Below are 15,867 nucleotides of genomic sequence, written 5' to 3' on the forward strand. Positions count from 1 at the left end.
AAGAGCCGTTGAAGACTACGACGTTGATAGGTTGGATGTGGAAGTGCAGTGATGTATGAAGCTGACCAATACTAATTGCTCGTGAGGCTTGACTATACAACACCCAAGCAGTTGTATATAAAGCATCAATTGATTTCATATTGATCTAACGATCAGACGAAGCCTTGATTTAGTTAAGCTAATCGAACAAACTACAGCAACTCAGATACATCTGTTAATGCATTCTATTTGAAGAAAGCTAGGCAAACGAAGCGCAAGCAACGTAAATAAGACCATAGCGAGTAAGCATACCAGTTGTGCTGGCGACCATAGCAAGAGTGAACCACCTGATCCCTTCCCGAACTCAGAAGTGAAACCTCTTAGCGCTGATGGTAGTGTGGGGTCTCCCATGTGAGAGTAAGTCATCGCCAGCTCATTATTCCTAAAAGCCCTCTGCTCACGCAGGGGGCTTTTTTTTATGCCTGGAATTTAAGAAAATTAAGCCAAATTATATTAATTTACAAATCAGTTGAATACTGTTTAATAAAAATAAGTGATTAATAATGCTTAAAAAATTATATAAAAATGACGTTACAGTTCATGAAATCATTATGGTTTTGTGTGTTTTTTTATCAAACTATGTTATAAAAGTTAAAGCGGCATGAAAATTGCTTATAAAACGAGATTTTTATTAGGGGGTCATATGAAATTATCAGTGGGATTACGAATTGCCAACTCGCTGTCATTAACTCCACAGTTACAACAAGCAATCCGCTTATTACAATTATCCAGTCTGGAACTAGAGCAAGAAATCCAGCTACAACTTGATAGTAATCCTTTGTTAGAAAAAGTTGAAGAGCAAATCAGTGTTGAAAGTCTTTCTACTGTTGATGCGAGTCAAAAGGATTTAACCAATGAGCTCAATGCAGACCATCTTCCGGACGATCTCCCTGTAGATACCGACTGGGATGATGTCTATACTCATCAACCGACAAGTCTAGGTGCAGCAGAGTTTGAAGAGCGCGAAGACAATCGTCAAAGCCAGCAAAGCTTACAAGAATATATGCTCGAGCAGATTAATCTGCTACACTTTTCTCGCATTGATCAGCTGATTGCCTACTGCATTATTGATTCTCTAGATGAAAAGGGTTTTCTGGATGCAGAAATTTCTGAAATTACTGCATCAGTACAGCATCTTTTATCTTCCATGGATTATGAGGAAGAAATCGAAGAGGATGAAGTACTCGTTGTTCTCAAGCATATTCAGCGTCTTGATCCGATTGGGGTGGGTTCCAGAAACCTAGCTGAGTGTTTATTGATTCAGTTGGATAGCCTGCCAGTTAATACCCCTTGTCGTAATGATGCGGTTAAATTGCTGCAACATTATGAGCTGCTGATTACCAATGAATTACCAAAACTCATTAAGCAAACTGGCTTAAATCAGGAACAATTGCGCTGTGCAGTTGATTTGCTGAAAACTCTTAAGCCATATCCTGGACTAGAGTTTGAAAGTAAGGAATCTGATTATCAGATCCCGGATGTCGTGGTAATGAAAAAGAATGACTGCTGGCAGGTGACGTTAAACCCTGATGTGATGCCTAAGTTGAGACTAAATTCTTTTTATACCAATATGATTCGTCGTGCTGATCAGAGCGAAGATAATCAATATTTGCGTAATCAGATGCTGGAAGCGAAAAACTTTATTAAAAGCATCGATGAACGTCATAAAACTTTATTGAAAGTAGCCACCTGTATTGTTGAACATCAGAAAAGTTTTTTAGAAATTGGCCCTGAAGGTATGAAGCCTCTGGTTTTACGTGATATTGCTGAAGAAGTGGAACTACATGAATCAACTGTATCTCGTGTAACGACTAACAAATATATGCTGACCCCACGTGGATTATTCGAACTGAAATACTTCTTCTCGAGTCATGTGGGAACGACTTCGGGTGGTGAGGCTTCATCTACTGCAATCCGTGCCAAAATTAAGAAAATGATTGCTGAAGAAAATGCACGTAAGCCTTTATCTGACAATGCAATTGCCAATCTTTTGAAAGAAGAGGGGATTGATGTGGCACGACGTACGGTCGCGAAATATCGTGAATCGTTACATATTCCTTCCTCTTCTGAGCGAAAAGTCTTGATCTAGTTTTTGAAATTTGATTATTCTAGAGATTCATTATGACATCGTAATGAATCTTTTTTTCTTTTGAGGAATGGTAAAAATGATCTGAATAAATGCTTTAAATCACGATTTTGCTTGAGCAAGTTATTGTATTCTTTTCATTTTTAACTGTGACTCTTCTGATCCTAACGAAGGTGAGGGATAGAACTATGCAAATAACAATTCGTGGACATCATTTATCAATTACGCCAGCGATTGAAGAAACTATAAAAACGAAATTTTCACAGATGACCAAACATCTGGATCAGGTGAACAGCATGCAGGTTAAGCTTTCCAAAGATCATCAGATTGATAAGCGCTCAAAAAGAGGCAGTAGTAACCATATCGCAGAAGCGATTGTCCGTTTACCGGGTATTGAGTTTTTTGCCCATGCTAATGCTGATGACATGTATACCTCAATTAAAATTTTGACGGAAAAATTAAAAAAACAGATTGACCGATATCGCGAAATGCAGCTGAATCATCAAAGTTTAGCCATTTAAGCGACCAAATGGGGAAAAAGAGGTTTTTAAAAGCCTCTTTTTTTATATATATAATGTATGTGACTAATGAATTATTTTTTACATTTATAGTAAAATGACTCGTTTTACACCCTTAGTCCTATAAGAGGTCTTGTGATGAATAATGAACAGCTCGCTGAAATTTTAAAAGCCGCTTTTCCTGAGGCGGATGTTGCTGTGAGTGGTCAGGGCGGAAAATTCGATCTCCGTATTGTGGATGATCAGTTTGAAGGTAAACGTCCGGTTGCACGTCAACAAGCTGTTTATGCTCCTCTCAATTCCCATATTGCCAGTGGTGCAGTGCATGCTGTGACCATTCGTGCATTGACCAAAGAAGAATGGCGTAAAGCAAGCTTATTTGGAGCTTAATCAATTAATGGATAAATTCTTAATTCAGGGCGGTATTAAGCTCGACGGTGAAGTGCGTATTTCTGGTGCAAAAAATGCAGCGCTTCCATTATTAGCAGCAATGATTCTTGCTGATACGCCAATCACACTTAAAAATGTTCCAAATCTAAAAGATGTAAATACCTTGGTAAAGCTGATCGCAGGTCTTGGGATCACGATTAGTTATGAAGGCGATACAGTTATTGCAGATACCTCTACTTTGGATAACCAGTTTGCACCTTATGAACTCGTAAAAACCATGCGTGCTTCTATTTTGGTGCTTGGTCCTCTATTGGCGCGCTACGGTAGTGCAAAAGTATCCCTGCCAGGTGGATGTGCGATTGGTTCTCGTCCAGTCGATCAGCATTTGAAAGCACTAGAAGCTTTAGGTGCCGAGATTGAGGTTGAGGCCGGCTATGTCCATGCTAAAGTCGATGGTCGTCTGAAAGGCGGTGAAGTTGTCTTTGATATGGTGACTGTGGGTGGTACTGAAAATATTCTGATGGCTGCAGTATTGGCGGATGGTGTGACCACGATTCGTAATGCGGCGCGCGAACCTGAAATTACTGATCTTGCTCAAATGCTGATTAAGATGGGTGCGAAAATTGAAGGTCTAGATACCGATACCCTAGTGGTTACCGGTGTAGAAAGCCTGCATGGCTGTGAATATGCAGTAGTGGCCGACCGTATTGAAACTGGTTCTTATCTGGCTGCTGCAGCTATTACAGGTGGTCGTGTTAAAACCACACATACAGATCCAGCTTTAATGGAAGCTGTACTGGATAAGTTTGAAGAAATGGGTGCAGAAGTCACTCGTGGTGATGACTGGATTGAACTGGATATGATGGGCAAACGTCCGAAAGCGGTGAGCTTCCGTACCTTGCCACATCCAGATTTCCCAACAGATATGCAAGCCCAATTGATGGCAGTCAATGCTATTGGTCGTGGATTTGCCACAATTTCTGAAACGATTTTTGAAAACCGTTTTATGCATGTTCCTGAATTGGCCCGTATGGGAGCCAATATTCAGGTCGAAGGTAATGATGCTGTCGTAACGGGTGTAGAAAAACTTTCTGCAGCACCTGTGATGGCAACAGATTTACGTGCTTCATTCTCTTTAGTTCTTGCAGCACTTGCAGCCGAAGGAGAAACATTGATTGACCGTATTTATCATATTGACCGCGGTTATGAAGATGTCGAAGCAAAGTTACAAGGTTTAGGTGCCCAAATTAAGCGAGTAAGTTAATGAGTGATATGAGAAACGATGATCCAAACTTTGACGTAATGGGCAATTTTGATCATGGTTTAACGTTAGCATTAAGCAAGGGCCGTATCTTAAAAGAAACTTTACCTCTGCTTGAAACAGCAGGGATTAACCTGCTGGAAGATCCGGATAAATCACGTAAGCTGATTTTTCCAACCACGCATAAACAGGTACGTATCCTGATTTTACGTGCCTCTGATGTGCCGACTTATGTTGAGAATGGTGCGGCAGATATCGGTGTAGCAGGTAAAGATGTGTTGATGGAACATGGCGCGCAAAATGTCTATGAACCATTAGATCTTAAAATTGCCAACTGCAAATTGATGACAGCAGGTAAAGTCGGCATGGAGCGTCCGAAAGGCCGTTTAAAAATTGCGACTAAATACGTGAATCTGACCCGTCAATACTACGCGAGCCTCGGTGAACAGGTTGATGTGATCAAGCTTTATGGTTCAATGGAACTTGCACCATTGGTGGGTTTAGGTGATTACATTGTTGACGTGGTCGATACAGGCAATACACTGCGTGCCAATGGTCTTGAGCCACTTGAAGAAATCTGCAAAGTCTCTTCACGTCTGATTGTGAACAAAGCCAGCTTTAAACGTAAGCAAGCATTGCTGAATCCAATTCTTGCCCAGCTTGAGCAAGCAGTGGAAGCACGCGAACAGGCGAAAAAAGCTTAAATTTAAGCTTGATCAAAGACCGCCCACTTTGGGCGGTTTTTTATTGCTGATTATAAATATAAGAAGCTCAATGCTTTCATCAATTTTATCAAAAGCTATTTCCAATAAAACTCATAGCACAAGTCTGTTCTAGCTACCGACAAAGTCTTTGAAAACAGGTAAACTAAAGCCTTCGAATTCAAACCTTATGGGTAAATTGATGCGACGTTTATCGACACAAGATCAAAACTTCAAGCAAGCGTTTGCTGACTTGTTGGCTTTTGAAACCGTGAATGATCCTGAACTTTTAAAAACTGTAGACCAAATTATTGCTGACGTACGTCAGCATGGTGATGCTCATGTTCTTAAATTGACTCAGCAGTTCGATCGACATCCAGCGCATCAATTTTCAGATTTAGAACTGACTCAAGAGCAACTTAAAGCAGCTTTCGAAGGCTTAACGACTGAAGTGCGTGAAGCCTTAGAATTGGCTGCAAACCGTATTCGCGAATTCCATCAGGCACAAAAACAGGATGGTTGGACGTATGTCGATGCTCTAGGTAATACCTTGGGTCAGAAAGTGACGCCATTGGATCGCGTAGGGATCTATGTTCCAGGGGGCTTGGCTTCATATCCATCTTCGGTGTTAATGAATGCTGTTCCTGCACATGTGGCAGGTGTAGGTGAAATTGTTATGGTGGTGCCTGCTCCAAATGGTGAACTGAATCCATTGGTCTTGGCTGCTGCCTATCTGGCTGGCGTACACCGTGTATTTACCATTGGTGGCGCACAAGCGGTTGCTGCATTGGCCTATGGTACAGAAACCATTCCACGTGTCGATAAAATCACTGGTCCAGGTAACCGTTTTGTGGCTGCGGCAAAACGTGCAGTATTTGGTCAGGTCGGTATCGACATGATTGCTGGTCCTTCAGAAATTCTGGTCTATGCAGAAGGGCAGAACAATGCCAAATGGTTAGCGATGGATTTGTTATCTCAAGCTGAGCATGACACTGTTGCTCAAGCTGTATTTATTACGCCTGATGAACAGCTTCTCAATGAAGTAGAACAAGCAATTGAAGAGCATTTGCTAGCTCTACCAAAAGCAGAAATTGCCCGCACTTCAATTGCCAATCGTGGTGCATTAGTGCTTGTGAAAGATCGTGCTGAAGGTATTGAGCTGATTAACCAAGTAGCACCTGAACATTTAATGCTGTGTTTGGATGAAGCTCAAGAAATGGCTGAAGAGATTCGCCATGCCGGTGCGATCTTCATGGGACGTTATACGCCTGAAGCGATTGGTGACTATTGTGCAGGTCCAAACCATGTATTACCGACATCGGGTACAGCACGTTTCTCATCACCACTGGGTGTGTATGATTTCCAGAAACGTTCAAGCCTGATTATGTGTTCTGAAGATGGTGTGAAAACCCTTGCGAAAACTGCAGATGTTCTGGCACAGCAGGAAAATCTGGATGCGCATGCCCGTTCAGCACGCTACCGTTATCAGTAATTAAATACTTATATTGAATAAAAGATATTTCTTTCCCTTCGGGAGAGGTTAGGTAAGGGGAATTATTTAACCTCTCCCTAACCTTCTCCGAAAAGGAGAGGGAATTTGAGAATAGAAAATGTCGAATATCACCATAGAGCAAATGCGTTTTTGGAGCCCTGAAGTCCGTGAGCTAGAGCCTTACGTTCCAGGCGAACAGCCCAAAATTCAAAACCTTTTAAAATTAAATACCAATGAAAATCCGTATCCACCATCACCGAAAGTCGTGGAAGCGGTGCAAAAAGTTTTAGCCAATGGCGCAGATGTTTTACGCCTTTATCCAGATCCCGATGCATCTGAATTGAAACATGCCATAGCTAAACAACAAAATGTGGCTGCTGAAAATGTCTTTGTCGGTAACGGTTCTGATGAAGTTCTAGCACATATCTTTAAAGCCTTTTTTATTCAGGAACAGCCACTGCTTTATCCAGATATTACCTATAGTTTCTATCCGGTTTATAGCCAGTTCTTTAGTGTCAAAACCAAAATCTTGCCACTGAATGAAAATTTTGAAATTGTGGTAGATGATTATAAACAGCCAAATGGCGGTATTATCATCACCAATCCAAATGCGCCAACCAGTATTGCGCTTAGTTTGTCTGCCATTGAAGAAATCCTGCAGGCGAATCCTGATTCAGTGGTCGTCATTGATGAAGCCTATGTAGATTTTGGTGCTGAATCAGCAGTGAGTTTGATTGATAAATACGAGAATCTAGTAGTCTGTCAAACGACTTCAAAATCCCGCTCTTTAGCAGGCTTACGTGTCGGTTTTGCGATTGCCCAACCACATCTGATTGCAGCGCTTGAAGCGGTAAAAAACAGCTTTAACTCTTATCCAATGGATCGTTTTGCCATTGCGGCTGCGGTCGCTTCATTCGAAGATCAGGAATACTTTGAAGCACAAAATGCCAAAGTAATTGCCAGTCGTGAAAAACTGGTTAATCAGTTGAATGAGCTTGGTTTCAAAGTCTTGCCATCAAGTGCGAACTTTATTTTTGCTTCACTACCATCAAAAGATGCAGGTGAGTTAGCAGCTGAATTACGGGAACGCGGCATTATCGTACGTTACTTTAATAAACCTCGTATCAATCAATTTTTACGTATTACCATTGGTACAGATGAGCAAAATCAGCGTTTAGTAGATACATTGAAGAATGATATTTTAGCTTAATTAAATCCACCCTAACCCTCCTTTGATAAAGGAGGGAACCTTTTTCTTTTTAAAGAGAGAGAATCCCCTCTTTTATAAAGAGGGGTTAGGGGAGATTTATAAAAAAGCGGCTCAACCGAGTCGCTTTTTTATTTATTTAGGTTGTCCCGTCCTGAAATAAGTTTACACCTTAAGAGACTTATTTTATGGAACATGCACAAGAACAACGAGTTAAACGCACACAACGTGATTATAGCTTCGCCTTTAAAATGATGGTTGTACATGAAGTAGAAAAAGGGCAAATTACTTATAAACAAGCTCAGGCAAAATATGGTATTCAAGGAAGATCAACTGTGCTGGTATGGTTACGCAAGCACGGACAACAGGACTGGACTTCGAATATGCCGACTTCTTCTAAACGCCAATTAACCCCCCAACAACGAATCCGCCAATTAGAAAAGCAGTTAGCCGCAGAAAAGCTTAAAACTGAATTTATTCAGGATGTGATTTATCACATTGATAAAGAATGTGGGACTGATCTTGGAAAAAAGTATACCGAGCACGTTTCAAAGATTGGCAAAGCCAAAGAAGACTAAGCGTTTCAAGTTATTGTCAGTGGTTGGGAATCACCCGACAAGCTTATTATCAAGCAGAAAAACGTGCTCAAATGACTGCACAAGCAACTGAACAAATACTTGAGTTGGTTATGGAATATCGTTGTCTCATGCCAAGTATCGGAACACGTAAGCTGTATTGGCTTATTAAAGGCAAATTGTTGCAGCGTGGTTTAAAGTGTGGACGGGATCAGTTATTTAAAATATTGAAAGAGCATAATTTATTGATTCACCCCAAGCGTCGCTATACAAAAACTACGGATAGCAAGCATTGGATGAAGAAGCATCCAAATTTATTAAAGGATTATTCAGCAGTGCAAGCCAACGAAGTCTTTGTTAGTGATATTACTTATGTTGAGAGTGCTGAAGGCGTACATTATTTATCCTTAGTGACAGATGCTTATACCCGTCAGATTAAAGGTTATAAGTTATCGAATGATATGCGTGCGGAGAATGTTGTGCAGGCTCTACATATGGCGATGCAGCATGTGACGGATCGAGCGACAAGGATGATTCATTATTCAGACAGAGGCTCTCAGTATTGCTCTGAACTATATCAATCGGCATTACGCCATTATGGGGTATGTCCTTCTATGACAGATGGAGGAGACTGTTACCAGAATGCATTAGCAGAGCGGATTAATGGAATATTAAAGCAGGAGTTTTTAATTACACGATGTCAAACCATGAAGGAGTTAGATCACTTAATTGCGGAATCTATTATGATTTATAATTGCTATAGACCACATTTAAGTTTAAATATGAACACCCCGAATCAGACGTATGAGCAAACTAAAACCGAGCTAATTGCTTAACTCGGTTTGAAGTGGAATACTGTCAATCTATTTCAGGACAAGACAGGTTTATACCAGGTATTGAGTAAACCCAGCATGGCCTCGACTTTATCAAAACACTCCTGATATTCCGCATCACAATCCGAAGAAATCGTAATTCCACCACCGGCCCAAAGCGAAACCTCATCCTGATATTTCTGAATGGAGCGAATCAGAATATTCCAGCTTCCTGTTCCATCGAAATTAAAATAACCTAATGAACCACAATACGCTCCACGTGGAGCACCTTCTAACTCTTCAATAATTTGCATGGCGCGAATCTTTGGTGCACCGGTAATTGATCCGCCTGGAAGTGCATACAGCAATACATTAAAAGGATGCACACCTTCTTTTAATGTCGCTTCGACTTCGCTGACCATATGATGTACTTGGTTAAATGACTCAATATTGAATAACTTAGGTGTCTTGACTGAACCTGTTTCTGCATAAACACTGAGGTCATTGCGTAGTAAATCTACAATCATGACATTTTCAGCCTGATCCTTCTTTGAGTCTTTTAAGCGTTGTTTGGATTGTTCATCAAGCACCGGATCGGCAAAACGTGGCATGGTACCTTTAATCGGTTTAGTGACAATTTTTCGATGTGCTTCAAAGTCAATAAACAGTTCAGGTGAACAGCTCAATAATTCAAAATCACCAATACGAAGATAGCCCGCATATGGCGCATTGGTTAATGTCCAGAAAGCATGTGCAGTTTCTAATAATGAACCTTCAGCCAGTGCTGTAAATTCCTGGGTCAAGTTAATCTGGTAACAATCACCGGCTAGAATATAATCCTGAATATCCTGGAATGTCTGTGCATAGCGAGATTTGTCCCAACGTGGGCTGCAAAGGGTTTTTAATTGAAACTTAGGCGCTATGGAGGCTTGATTTAATAGAGTTTGAAGATGATTGAAAATATCTGCTGCTTGCGGATCATGACTATAAAATACCCATTGATCAGCTTCGAACTTGATATAAGAATCAAATTGACCGATAAATAAGCCAGGTTGAGCTCGCTCCGGGTATTGGATGTGCTGTTGAGCAGCGTAATCATAGCCAATAAACCCAACATAACCCCCAGAAAATTCATTCGCTTGAATATCTGGAGTTTGCTCAAGCTCTAAGATGAGTTCAGCTATATCAGCCTGATATTGCTCGATATCTACTCTCTTAAATGACTGAATTTGTTCATCCTGCACCATAAAATATTTCTGTGCACAGCAGGCAATAAAAGGCTGCCCATTATTATTTAAATATATCAGGTGATCTAAGGGGCTTAATGCATGCAATAGATCTTTAAGCTGAAGAGATGCAAAACTTAAAGGACAATAGTAAGGAGCTTCGTTCATTCAGTAGCGCATATTCCGATATGAGCCGGTATTTTATATCAAGAATAGGAAAAAATATTTCTAAATCATCAAATACCGTTTGTCGGTAAGCTCAATATTGCGACCAACGACAGTTGATCAAAATATGACTCGACGTTAAGTTAAGTGGGCGAGCAAAATTACTCAAGGAAAGATGCTTTGCGTTGTCAGAAAATAAAAAACACAACGTCGGCACTGAGTGATTCACAACCAAAAAAAATAGTACTCTTGGGAGAGTAAACAATGAAAAAATTCACAAAATTGGCTTTAGCTGCTTCAGTTGCTTTTAGTGCAAACGCAATGGCGATGCAAGCAATGGATGATGCATCTCTAAGTGAAACAACTGGTCAAGACGGTCTTAGTATTGGTATTGGTATCTCTAAAATTGAAATTGAAAAGTTATTTATTCATGACAATGATGGTTTGGGTATAAGTGCATCAATTAACATGAATGGCTTAGTATTAGATGCAAATAATGCTATTGCTTATACAAGGGGTACATTACCAACGAATCAAGGTGGTGCTGTAGTTAATATCCCAACACAAACAGCTACATATGATTCTGTTCGTAAAGCTGTTAATTTAGGTGGTACAGGTGGAGCTGCTGCGATTACTATCTATGGTAATGGTATCGCTGGTGATGCAAACGAAAGTCATGGTATTGTGATTGGTGCAAACTATGATAATAATGGCGCTTATCTTTTAACATCACGTAACCTTGCAGATTTAACTATTGACTCTGATGCGGGGGCTGGCAATCCATTCATCAATATTGGTGCCCAAGTTTCAGGTTTAGATATTAAAATTGGTAAAATTGGTATTCAAGCCAGTGGAACTGATGATCCTACCGCACTGCGTCGTGGTGGTACAGGTGTAGTTAATGATATTTTAACTGGATTGTCTGTTAAAACTGGCCCAATGTCTGCCAATATCCAATTGGGTGCAGCACCACAAGGCGCAATGGTTAAATTGAATGCAAACATGATCGGTGGCTTAACCATCCAAAATCTTGGTATTTTGGATAACTCGACTAAGCAAGGTGACGGTGACGGTTCAGATGCTGCAAACCGTGCAGCAGGTGTGATCCATCTTGATACAATTAAAGTCACAGATGCAAACTCTGCTAATTTAACGCTGAACCAAGACATCAGTGTATTTGGGGCAACAGGCGCTGGCGATAACGAGAAAGGTTATGTACAAATCCTGAGCACAAGTGGTGCGCATGATATGAAAGTACAAGGTATTCGCTTAGGTAGTGCAGATGCAAAATCCATTGGTGATATAGAAGTTCAAGGCATGCAAACTTACTATACTCCAGCTGGACAGCAAGGTGTTTACCATCCAGGTGCAGTGATTACTATTCGCGGTCACTAAATTTCATTGTAAAAAAGCGCGTGTTTACACGCGCTTTTTTTTATGACTACCACATCTATCTAAAAAAATAAAAAAAGACTGTATTTTTTTGAAAAAGAAGGTATCTTTCTAGTTACAGGGAAGTAGAGTGAAGACTCTATAAAAAGAAAAATTAGGCACATCATGCCAATGATAAGAAAAGTAAAAGAATATGTTAGAGATTGCATTGGGCTCGGCATTGATGTATTACGCTGCCAAAGAAGCTCTGGATATTAAAAAACAGCCACCAGGCGCTGTTCACTATACTGAAGTTCTTGATTCAAGAAATGATTCTTTCGTACGTATGCACCGCGAACATGTGGAAGTCAAACCTGCACTGTTAGACCAGTTTCAGGGGATTGTGCGTCAGGCTTACGATTATAGTTGTGGTTCAGCAGCACTTACGACTTTATTAAATGGCTATGTGGGTACTCGGCTGGATGAGCAGCAAGTCATGAATGGCCTAATGAAATTTGGTGAAACGGATAAAATCATCGAACGTCGTAGCTTTTCCCTTCTTGATATGAAGCGTTTTGTTGCTGCCTTAGGCCTGGAAAGTGGTGGCTATCGCGGAGAATTTGAAGATCTGGTTAAACAGGGACAACCCGCCATTGTTCCTATTTCCTATGCAGGATTTAAACATTTTGTCGTGTACAAAGCTTATAAAAATGGACGGGTGTATGTTGCCGATCCAGCACTGGGTAATATCAGTTTTGATGAACAGCGATTTAAGGAAGTTTGGGAAAACAATACTTTATATTTAATTAATGTTCCTGAACAATATCGAAAAAACTTTTTGGCATTAAAAGATTCGGATATGCGTCATGTCGAAGATGCAACCATTAACCGTTATGCTTTAGTTGATATGCAGTATCCACAGTTCTATATGGATAAAATTGCCGATAAAGCATCGACTATTCGTATGGATCGTAACCGTAATGTAGATTCAGAAAAATTTGGGGAATATCAATATAATTTTCTCAGACTTTATTACAAGAATAAATAAAACGAAAAGATGGCTATAGAAAAATTAAAAATGGTGAAATGGATATGAACAGTAAATGGATGAACAAGACATTCTTGGCGCTCAGCATTCAGATGGTTATGGGAGTGGCATGGGCTGCGGATGAGCCTGAACTGGGTGAGTATGAAACGGTTGAGGAAGAAGTAGTCGAAACTGCTGCATCCATTGATATTCAGCCTGAACCAGCAGCAACTCAAGCTGTAGAAGAACCTGAACTTGGGGGGTATGAAACAGTTCAGGAGGAAGCTGTAGCAGAGCCTGAACTGGGAGGATATGAAACCGTTCAGGAAGAAGCTGTTGTTGAAACAGCTGCACCTGTTGAAGCTCCAGCCGCTCAAGCAGTAGATGCATCTCAAGCCTTACAGAAAAAAGAAGGAGATGCTACTCAGGAAGCAAGTCTAGAAGAAGTATTTACTTCAAATGAGCGTCAATACTCACTTATTAAACAAGGCGAAATTTCATCCTATTACGATATTGATTATACCTATTATCGAGATACACAACTCGATATGGAAATGGCACAGGGCCAGTTGTATCAGCTCCGTGTTCAGGAAAATGCAACACATAGCCTGACCAATACTTTCACTTTTCAGTACGGGGTGAAAGATAACCTGACCTTAACAGCTTCCTTACCTTTGGTGGCTAAAACAGATTTATTAAAAGATACCTCTACAGCAGGATTAGGGGATATTAGTCTAGGTGCACGTTGGGAGCCATTCCCTTTAAAAGCAGGTCGTTTACCACTTATTTTATTTGCTAATTTATCGACTAAAACAGGTGATAGTCCATATGAAATTAATGCAGCAAAAGATCTGGCTGCAGGTAAGGGATATTACTCAGCCGGTGTGGGGGCGAGTACACGTAAATATATTGACCCAGTGGTGCTGTTTGCCTCAGTTTCTGCAAATTATGGGTTTAAAGAATCGGGCTTAGATCAGCGTCGCGGTACACGCATTATTGAAGAGTTTGAACCAGGGATTAGTGGTGGTTTTGCTTTCGGTTTTGCTTATTCATTTAACTATGACGTTTCCATGACCATGTCTTATCAGCAAAGCTTTAATACTGGTGCAGAATTTAAGTATCACACGGGTGAAAGCTATTCAGCCGCTGATCAGACTAGCTCGACTTTTGCGATTTCTTTAGGAGTGCGTGTATCCCCAGAAACCATTGTAAATGGTACGGTCGGATTAGGGCTGACCGAAGATGCACCAGATGTTTCACTGGGACTTTCATTCCCACTTGATATTTTAGGTTTCGGTAAGAAATTCAGTTAATAGGGGTGTCGTATGAAAAACATTCGACTTAGCCCGTTATTAACAGGAATTATTCTTGCGGGCTGTTCAAGTTATACCTTTGCACAATTAGGGACCAACCTTTCTGTTGACCTGCGTGCATTGTCTATGGGGAACGCAGTTACTGCAGATCCGCCAGGAGTGAATGCAATTCACTTTAACCCGGCTGCATTGGCTAAAATTGAAGGCTTACAAACCGAACAGCAAATTATTGTTGCGAACTTTGATATTCAGCGTGAATTTACGGTTCCTGCTGGATATAACGTTTTTGGTTATTCAGATGATCCAATGGTCTGTAATGATGGACCTGAAGTGTCTTCTGATTTATGTACAGATTTTAAGGGCCCAGTGAAGGGTGATGTAGAGTATGTCAGTCTCTACGTACCAATTTTGAAAAAAATGGTGGATTTGGGTGAAGGCCTCCCGATGGCAGCACCTACCATGGGGGTCTCTTATAAACCACCAGGCTCTAAAGCAACTTATGCAACTGCCGTTTATGCACCGCTAGTTGCAGGTTTTGGTCATGAAGATGGTAATCCTGCCAATTTTATGGGACAACAGGTTGCTCTGGAGCGGATTACATATTTATCTCCATCAATTGGTTATGAAGTCAACGACCAGCTTTCGATTGGTGCTTCAATCGGGATGTCTTATCAAGCCATTGCCATGAAAACAGATTTACGTTTTCCCAATGAGCTGATTGGCATGTTGCGTATGATTGATGAAGTCGTATGTACACCATTTAAAGAAAATTCTGACATCATTACTGACATCTTGTTGCTCGGGATCTGTAATGCTGATGAAGGAATGAACCCATTTGGTAAATTTGGCCAAATGCAACTTTCATTAGAACAAAATTTAAGTCCAAGCTATAACCTGGGTGTTCTATGGGAGCCTACTGAAGATTTCAGTTTTGGTATGGTTTACCAGAGTGCTGCCAAAATGCGCTTAAAAGGTAAATATCATATCGATAATGCCAAAGCACCACAGGAAATGATTAAAGGTCTGATGACCTCCCCAACTGGCCAGATTTTAGCTGCAATTCTTGGTTTTCCAAATTATATCCCTTCAAGTGAATCGGGTCTGGTTTCCATGGATTTCGAATACCCAGCTCACTTTCAGGCGGGGATCAAATATAAGGTAATGCCAGATCTACAAGTCAATTTTGATATTGGCTGGACAGATTATGCTGCTTGGGACCAATTCAAGTTTGAGTTCGACCGTACCCTGTCTGCCTTGAAGATTGCCAAACTGTTATCTGCCAATGTAACGGATTCTTCACTTGCATTACCGCTTAGGTTTGAGTCGCCATGGAACTTCGGGATCGGAGTAGAGTATTCAGCAACTGACCGACTGAAACTTCGTGCTGGCTATGAACCACGTACCAGTGCCATTCCAAAAGATAAACGCAATACTATGGTACCGATTAATGATGCACAGCTATTTGGTTTAGGAGTGGGCTACCGTTTTGACGCAGATACGGATCTGGATCTATCTATTGGTTTCTTACGCAGTAAAGATAATATTCCAGCAAATACCAGTAGCCTAGCGAACCAGACCGGGGTAAATAACCTGTTACTGAATCCATATGCAGGCTTGAATGTCAAAACAGATACCAAGATCACAATTTTAGGTTTGAACTATCGCACGCGTTGGTAAGGAAGAA

The 15,867-nt window shown here is 40.7% G+C and carries 13 protein-coding genes and 2 rRNA genes; 14 read left to right on the plus strand and 1 reads right to left on the minus strand.

Annotated elements, in window-relative coordinates:
• The 10 genes from FTV18_RS05770 to FTV18_RS05815 all read left to right on the plus strand — a co-directional run.
• Positions 1–96: ribosomal RNA gene (locus tag FTV18_RS05770) — 23S ribosomal RNA — on the plus strand; the annotation flags it as partial.
• 202 nt (positions 97–298) lie between these two features.
• A 5S ribosomal RNA gene (gene rrf / locus FTV18_RS05775) occupies positions 299–413 on the plus strand.
• 269 nt (positions 414–682) lie between these two features.
• Positions 683–2,128 carry an RNA polymerase factor sigma-54 gene (locus FTV18_RS05780; RefSeq protein WP_125279334.1) on the plus strand — a complete coding sequence of 482 codons (1,446 nt, stop codon included), beginning with the start codon at positions 683–685 and terminating at the stop codon, positions 2,126–2,128.
• A 185-nt stretch (positions 2,129–2,313) separates the two neighbouring features.
• Positions 2,314–2,646 (plus strand): ribosome hibernation-promoting factor, HPF/YfiA family, encoded by a 333-nt coding sequence (hpf, locus tag FTV18_RS05785; RefSeq protein WP_004783414.1) that lies wholly within the window; start codon positions 2,314–2,316, stop codon positions 2,644–2,646.
• Between the two features lie 135 nt (positions 2,647–2,781).
• On the plus strand, positions 2,782–3,033 hold the full coding sequence (gene ibaG, locus FTV18_RS05790; protein WP_004783413.1) for a BolA family iron metabolism protein IbaG: 252 nt from the start codon (positions 2,782–2,784) through the stop codon (positions 3,031–3,033).
• Positions 3,034–3,040: 7 nt separating this feature from the next.
• Complete coding sequence (gene murA / locus FTV18_RS05795) at positions 3,041–4,297, plus strand: UDP-N-acetylglucosamine 1-carboxyvinyltransferase (RefSeq protein ID WP_159124271.1); 1,257 nt, start codon at positions 3,041–3,043, stop codon at positions 4,295–4,297.
• Complete coding sequence (gene hisG, locus FTV18_RS05800; protein ID WP_005234128.1) at positions 4,297–4,998, plus strand: ATP phosphoribosyltransferase; 702 nt, start codon at positions 4,297–4,299, stop codon at positions 4,996–4,998. Before murA ends, hisG begins: the two co-directional genes overlap by 1 nt.
• Positions 4,999–5,185: 187 nt before the next feature.
• Complete coding sequence (gene hisD, locus FTV18_RS05805) at positions 5,186–6,487, plus strand: histidinol dehydrogenase (protein WP_166139574.1); 1,302 nt, start codon at positions 5,186–5,188, stop codon at positions 6,485–6,487.
• Between the two features lie 118 nt (positions 6,488–6,605).
• Positions 6,606–7,697 carry a histidinol-phosphate transaminase gene (hisC, locus tag FTV18_RS05810; RefSeq protein WP_180017120.1) on the plus strand — a complete coding sequence of 364 codons (1,092 nt, stop codon included), beginning with the start codon at positions 6,606–6,608 and terminating at the stop codon, positions 7,695–7,697.
• Between the two features lie 185 nt (positions 7,698–7,882).
• Positions 7,883–9,105, plus strand: a protein-coding gene (locus FTV18_RS05815; protein WP_180017118.1) for an IS3 family transposase whose coding sequence is annotated in 2 segments (ribosomal slippage) — positions 7,883–8,219 and positions 8,219–9,105 — 1,224 coding nt in all. Because the reading frame shifts where the segments join, the coding sequence is not laid out codon by codon here.
• Positions 9,106–9,137: 32 nt separating this feature from the next.
• On the opposite strand, the gene FTV18_RS05820 is transcribed toward FTV18_RS05815, so the two are convergent.
• On the minus strand, positions 9,138–10,475 hold the full coding sequence (locus FTV18_RS05820; RefSeq protein ID WP_180017116.1) for an anthranilate synthase component I family protein: 1,338 nt from the start codon (positions 10,473–10,475) through the stop codon (positions 9,138–9,140).
• A 261-nt stretch (positions 10,476–10,736) separates the two neighbouring features.
• On the opposite strand from FTV18_RS05820, the gene FTV18_RS05825 reads away from it, so the two are divergent.
• The 4 genes from FTV18_RS05825 to FTV18_RS05840 all read left to right on the plus strand — a co-directional run bounded on the left by FTV18_RS05825 (position 10,737) and on the right by FTV18_RS05840 (position 15,860).
• Positions 10,737–11,867, plus strand: coding sequence for a DUF6160 family protein (locus tag FTV18_RS05825; RefSeq protein ID WP_180012441.1), 1,131 nt, complete (start codon positions 10,737–10,739; stop codon positions 11,865–11,867).
• A gap of 190 nt (positions 11,868–12,057) precedes the next feature.
• Complete coding sequence (locus FTV18_RS05830; RefSeq protein ID WP_005234137.1) at positions 12,058–12,891, plus strand: C39 family peptidase; 834 nt, start codon at positions 12,058–12,060, stop codon at positions 12,889–12,891.
• A gap of 38 nt (positions 12,892–12,929) precedes the next feature.
• The gene (locus FTV18_RS05835; RefSeq protein WP_180017114.1) at positions 12,930–14,183 is read left to right on the plus strand and encodes a hypothetical protein; all 1,254 of its coding nucleotides are present in this window, start codon (positions 12,930–12,932) and stop codon (positions 14,181–14,183) included.
• 12 nt (positions 14,184–14,195) lie between these two features.
• Positions 14,196–15,860 (plus strand): OmpP1/FadL family transporter, encoded by a 1,665-nt coding sequence (locus tag FTV18_RS05840; protein WP_180017112.1) that lies wholly within the window; start codon positions 14,196–14,198, stop codon positions 15,858–15,860.
• Positions 15,861–15,867: the final 7 nt, after the last annotated feature.

It is taken from the genome of Acinetobacter sp. YH12241, assembly GCF_013417535.1.
Lineage (GTDB): Bacteria > Pseudomonadota > Gammaproteobacteria > Pseudomonadales > Moraxellaceae > Acinetobacter.

What these genes read in the sequence shown, in the direction of transcription:
- FTV18_RS05835 (WP_180017114.1), top strand. Translation starts at nt 12,930, where the DNA reads ATGGATATGAACAGTAAATGGATGAACAAGACATTCTTGGCGCTCAGC.
- hisD (WP_166139574.1), top strand. Translation starts at nt 5,186, where the DNA reads ATGGGTAAATTGATGCGACGTTTATCGACACAAGATCAAAACTTCAAG.
- ibaG (WP_004783413.1), top strand. Translation starts at nt 2,782, where the DNA reads ATGAATAATGAACAGCTCGCTGAAATTTTAAAAGCCGCTTTTCCTGAG.
- hisC (WP_180017120.1), top strand. Translation starts at nt 6,606, where the DNA reads ATGTCGAATATCACCATAGAGCAAATGCGTTTTTGGAGCCCTGAAGTC.
- FTV18_RS05830 (WP_005234137.1), top strand. Translation starts at nt 12,058, where the DNA reads ATGTTAGAGATTGCATTGGGCTCGGCATTGATGTATTACGCTGCCAAA.
- FTV18_RS05840 (WP_180017112.1), top strand. Translation starts at nt 14,196, where the DNA reads ATGAAAAACATTCGACTTAGCCCGTTATTAACAGGAATTATTCTTGCG.
- FTV18_RS05780 (WP_125279334.1), top strand. Translation starts at nt 683, where the DNA reads ATGAAATTATCAGTGGGATTACGAATTGCCAACTCGCTGTCATTAACT.
- hpf (WP_004783414.1), top strand. Translation starts at nt 2,314, where the DNA reads ATGCAAATAACAATTCGTGGACATCATTTATCAATTACGCCAGCGATT.
- hisG (WP_005234128.1), top strand. Translation starts at nt 4,297, where the DNA reads ATGAGTGATATGAGAAACGATGATCCAAACTTTGACGTAATGGGCAAT.
- FTV18_RS05820 (WP_180017116.1), bottom strand. Translation starts at nt 10,475, where the DNA reads ATGAACGAAGCTCCTTACTATTGTCCTTTAAGTTTTGCATCTCTTCAG.
- FTV18_RS05825 (WP_180012441.1), top strand. Translation starts at nt 10,737, where the DNA reads ATGAAAAAATTCACAAAATTGGCTTTAGCTGCTTCAGTTGCTTTTAGT.
- murA (WP_159124271.1), top strand. Translation starts at nt 3,041, where the DNA reads ATGGATAAATTCTTAATTCAGGGCGGTATTAAGCTCGACGGTGAAGTG.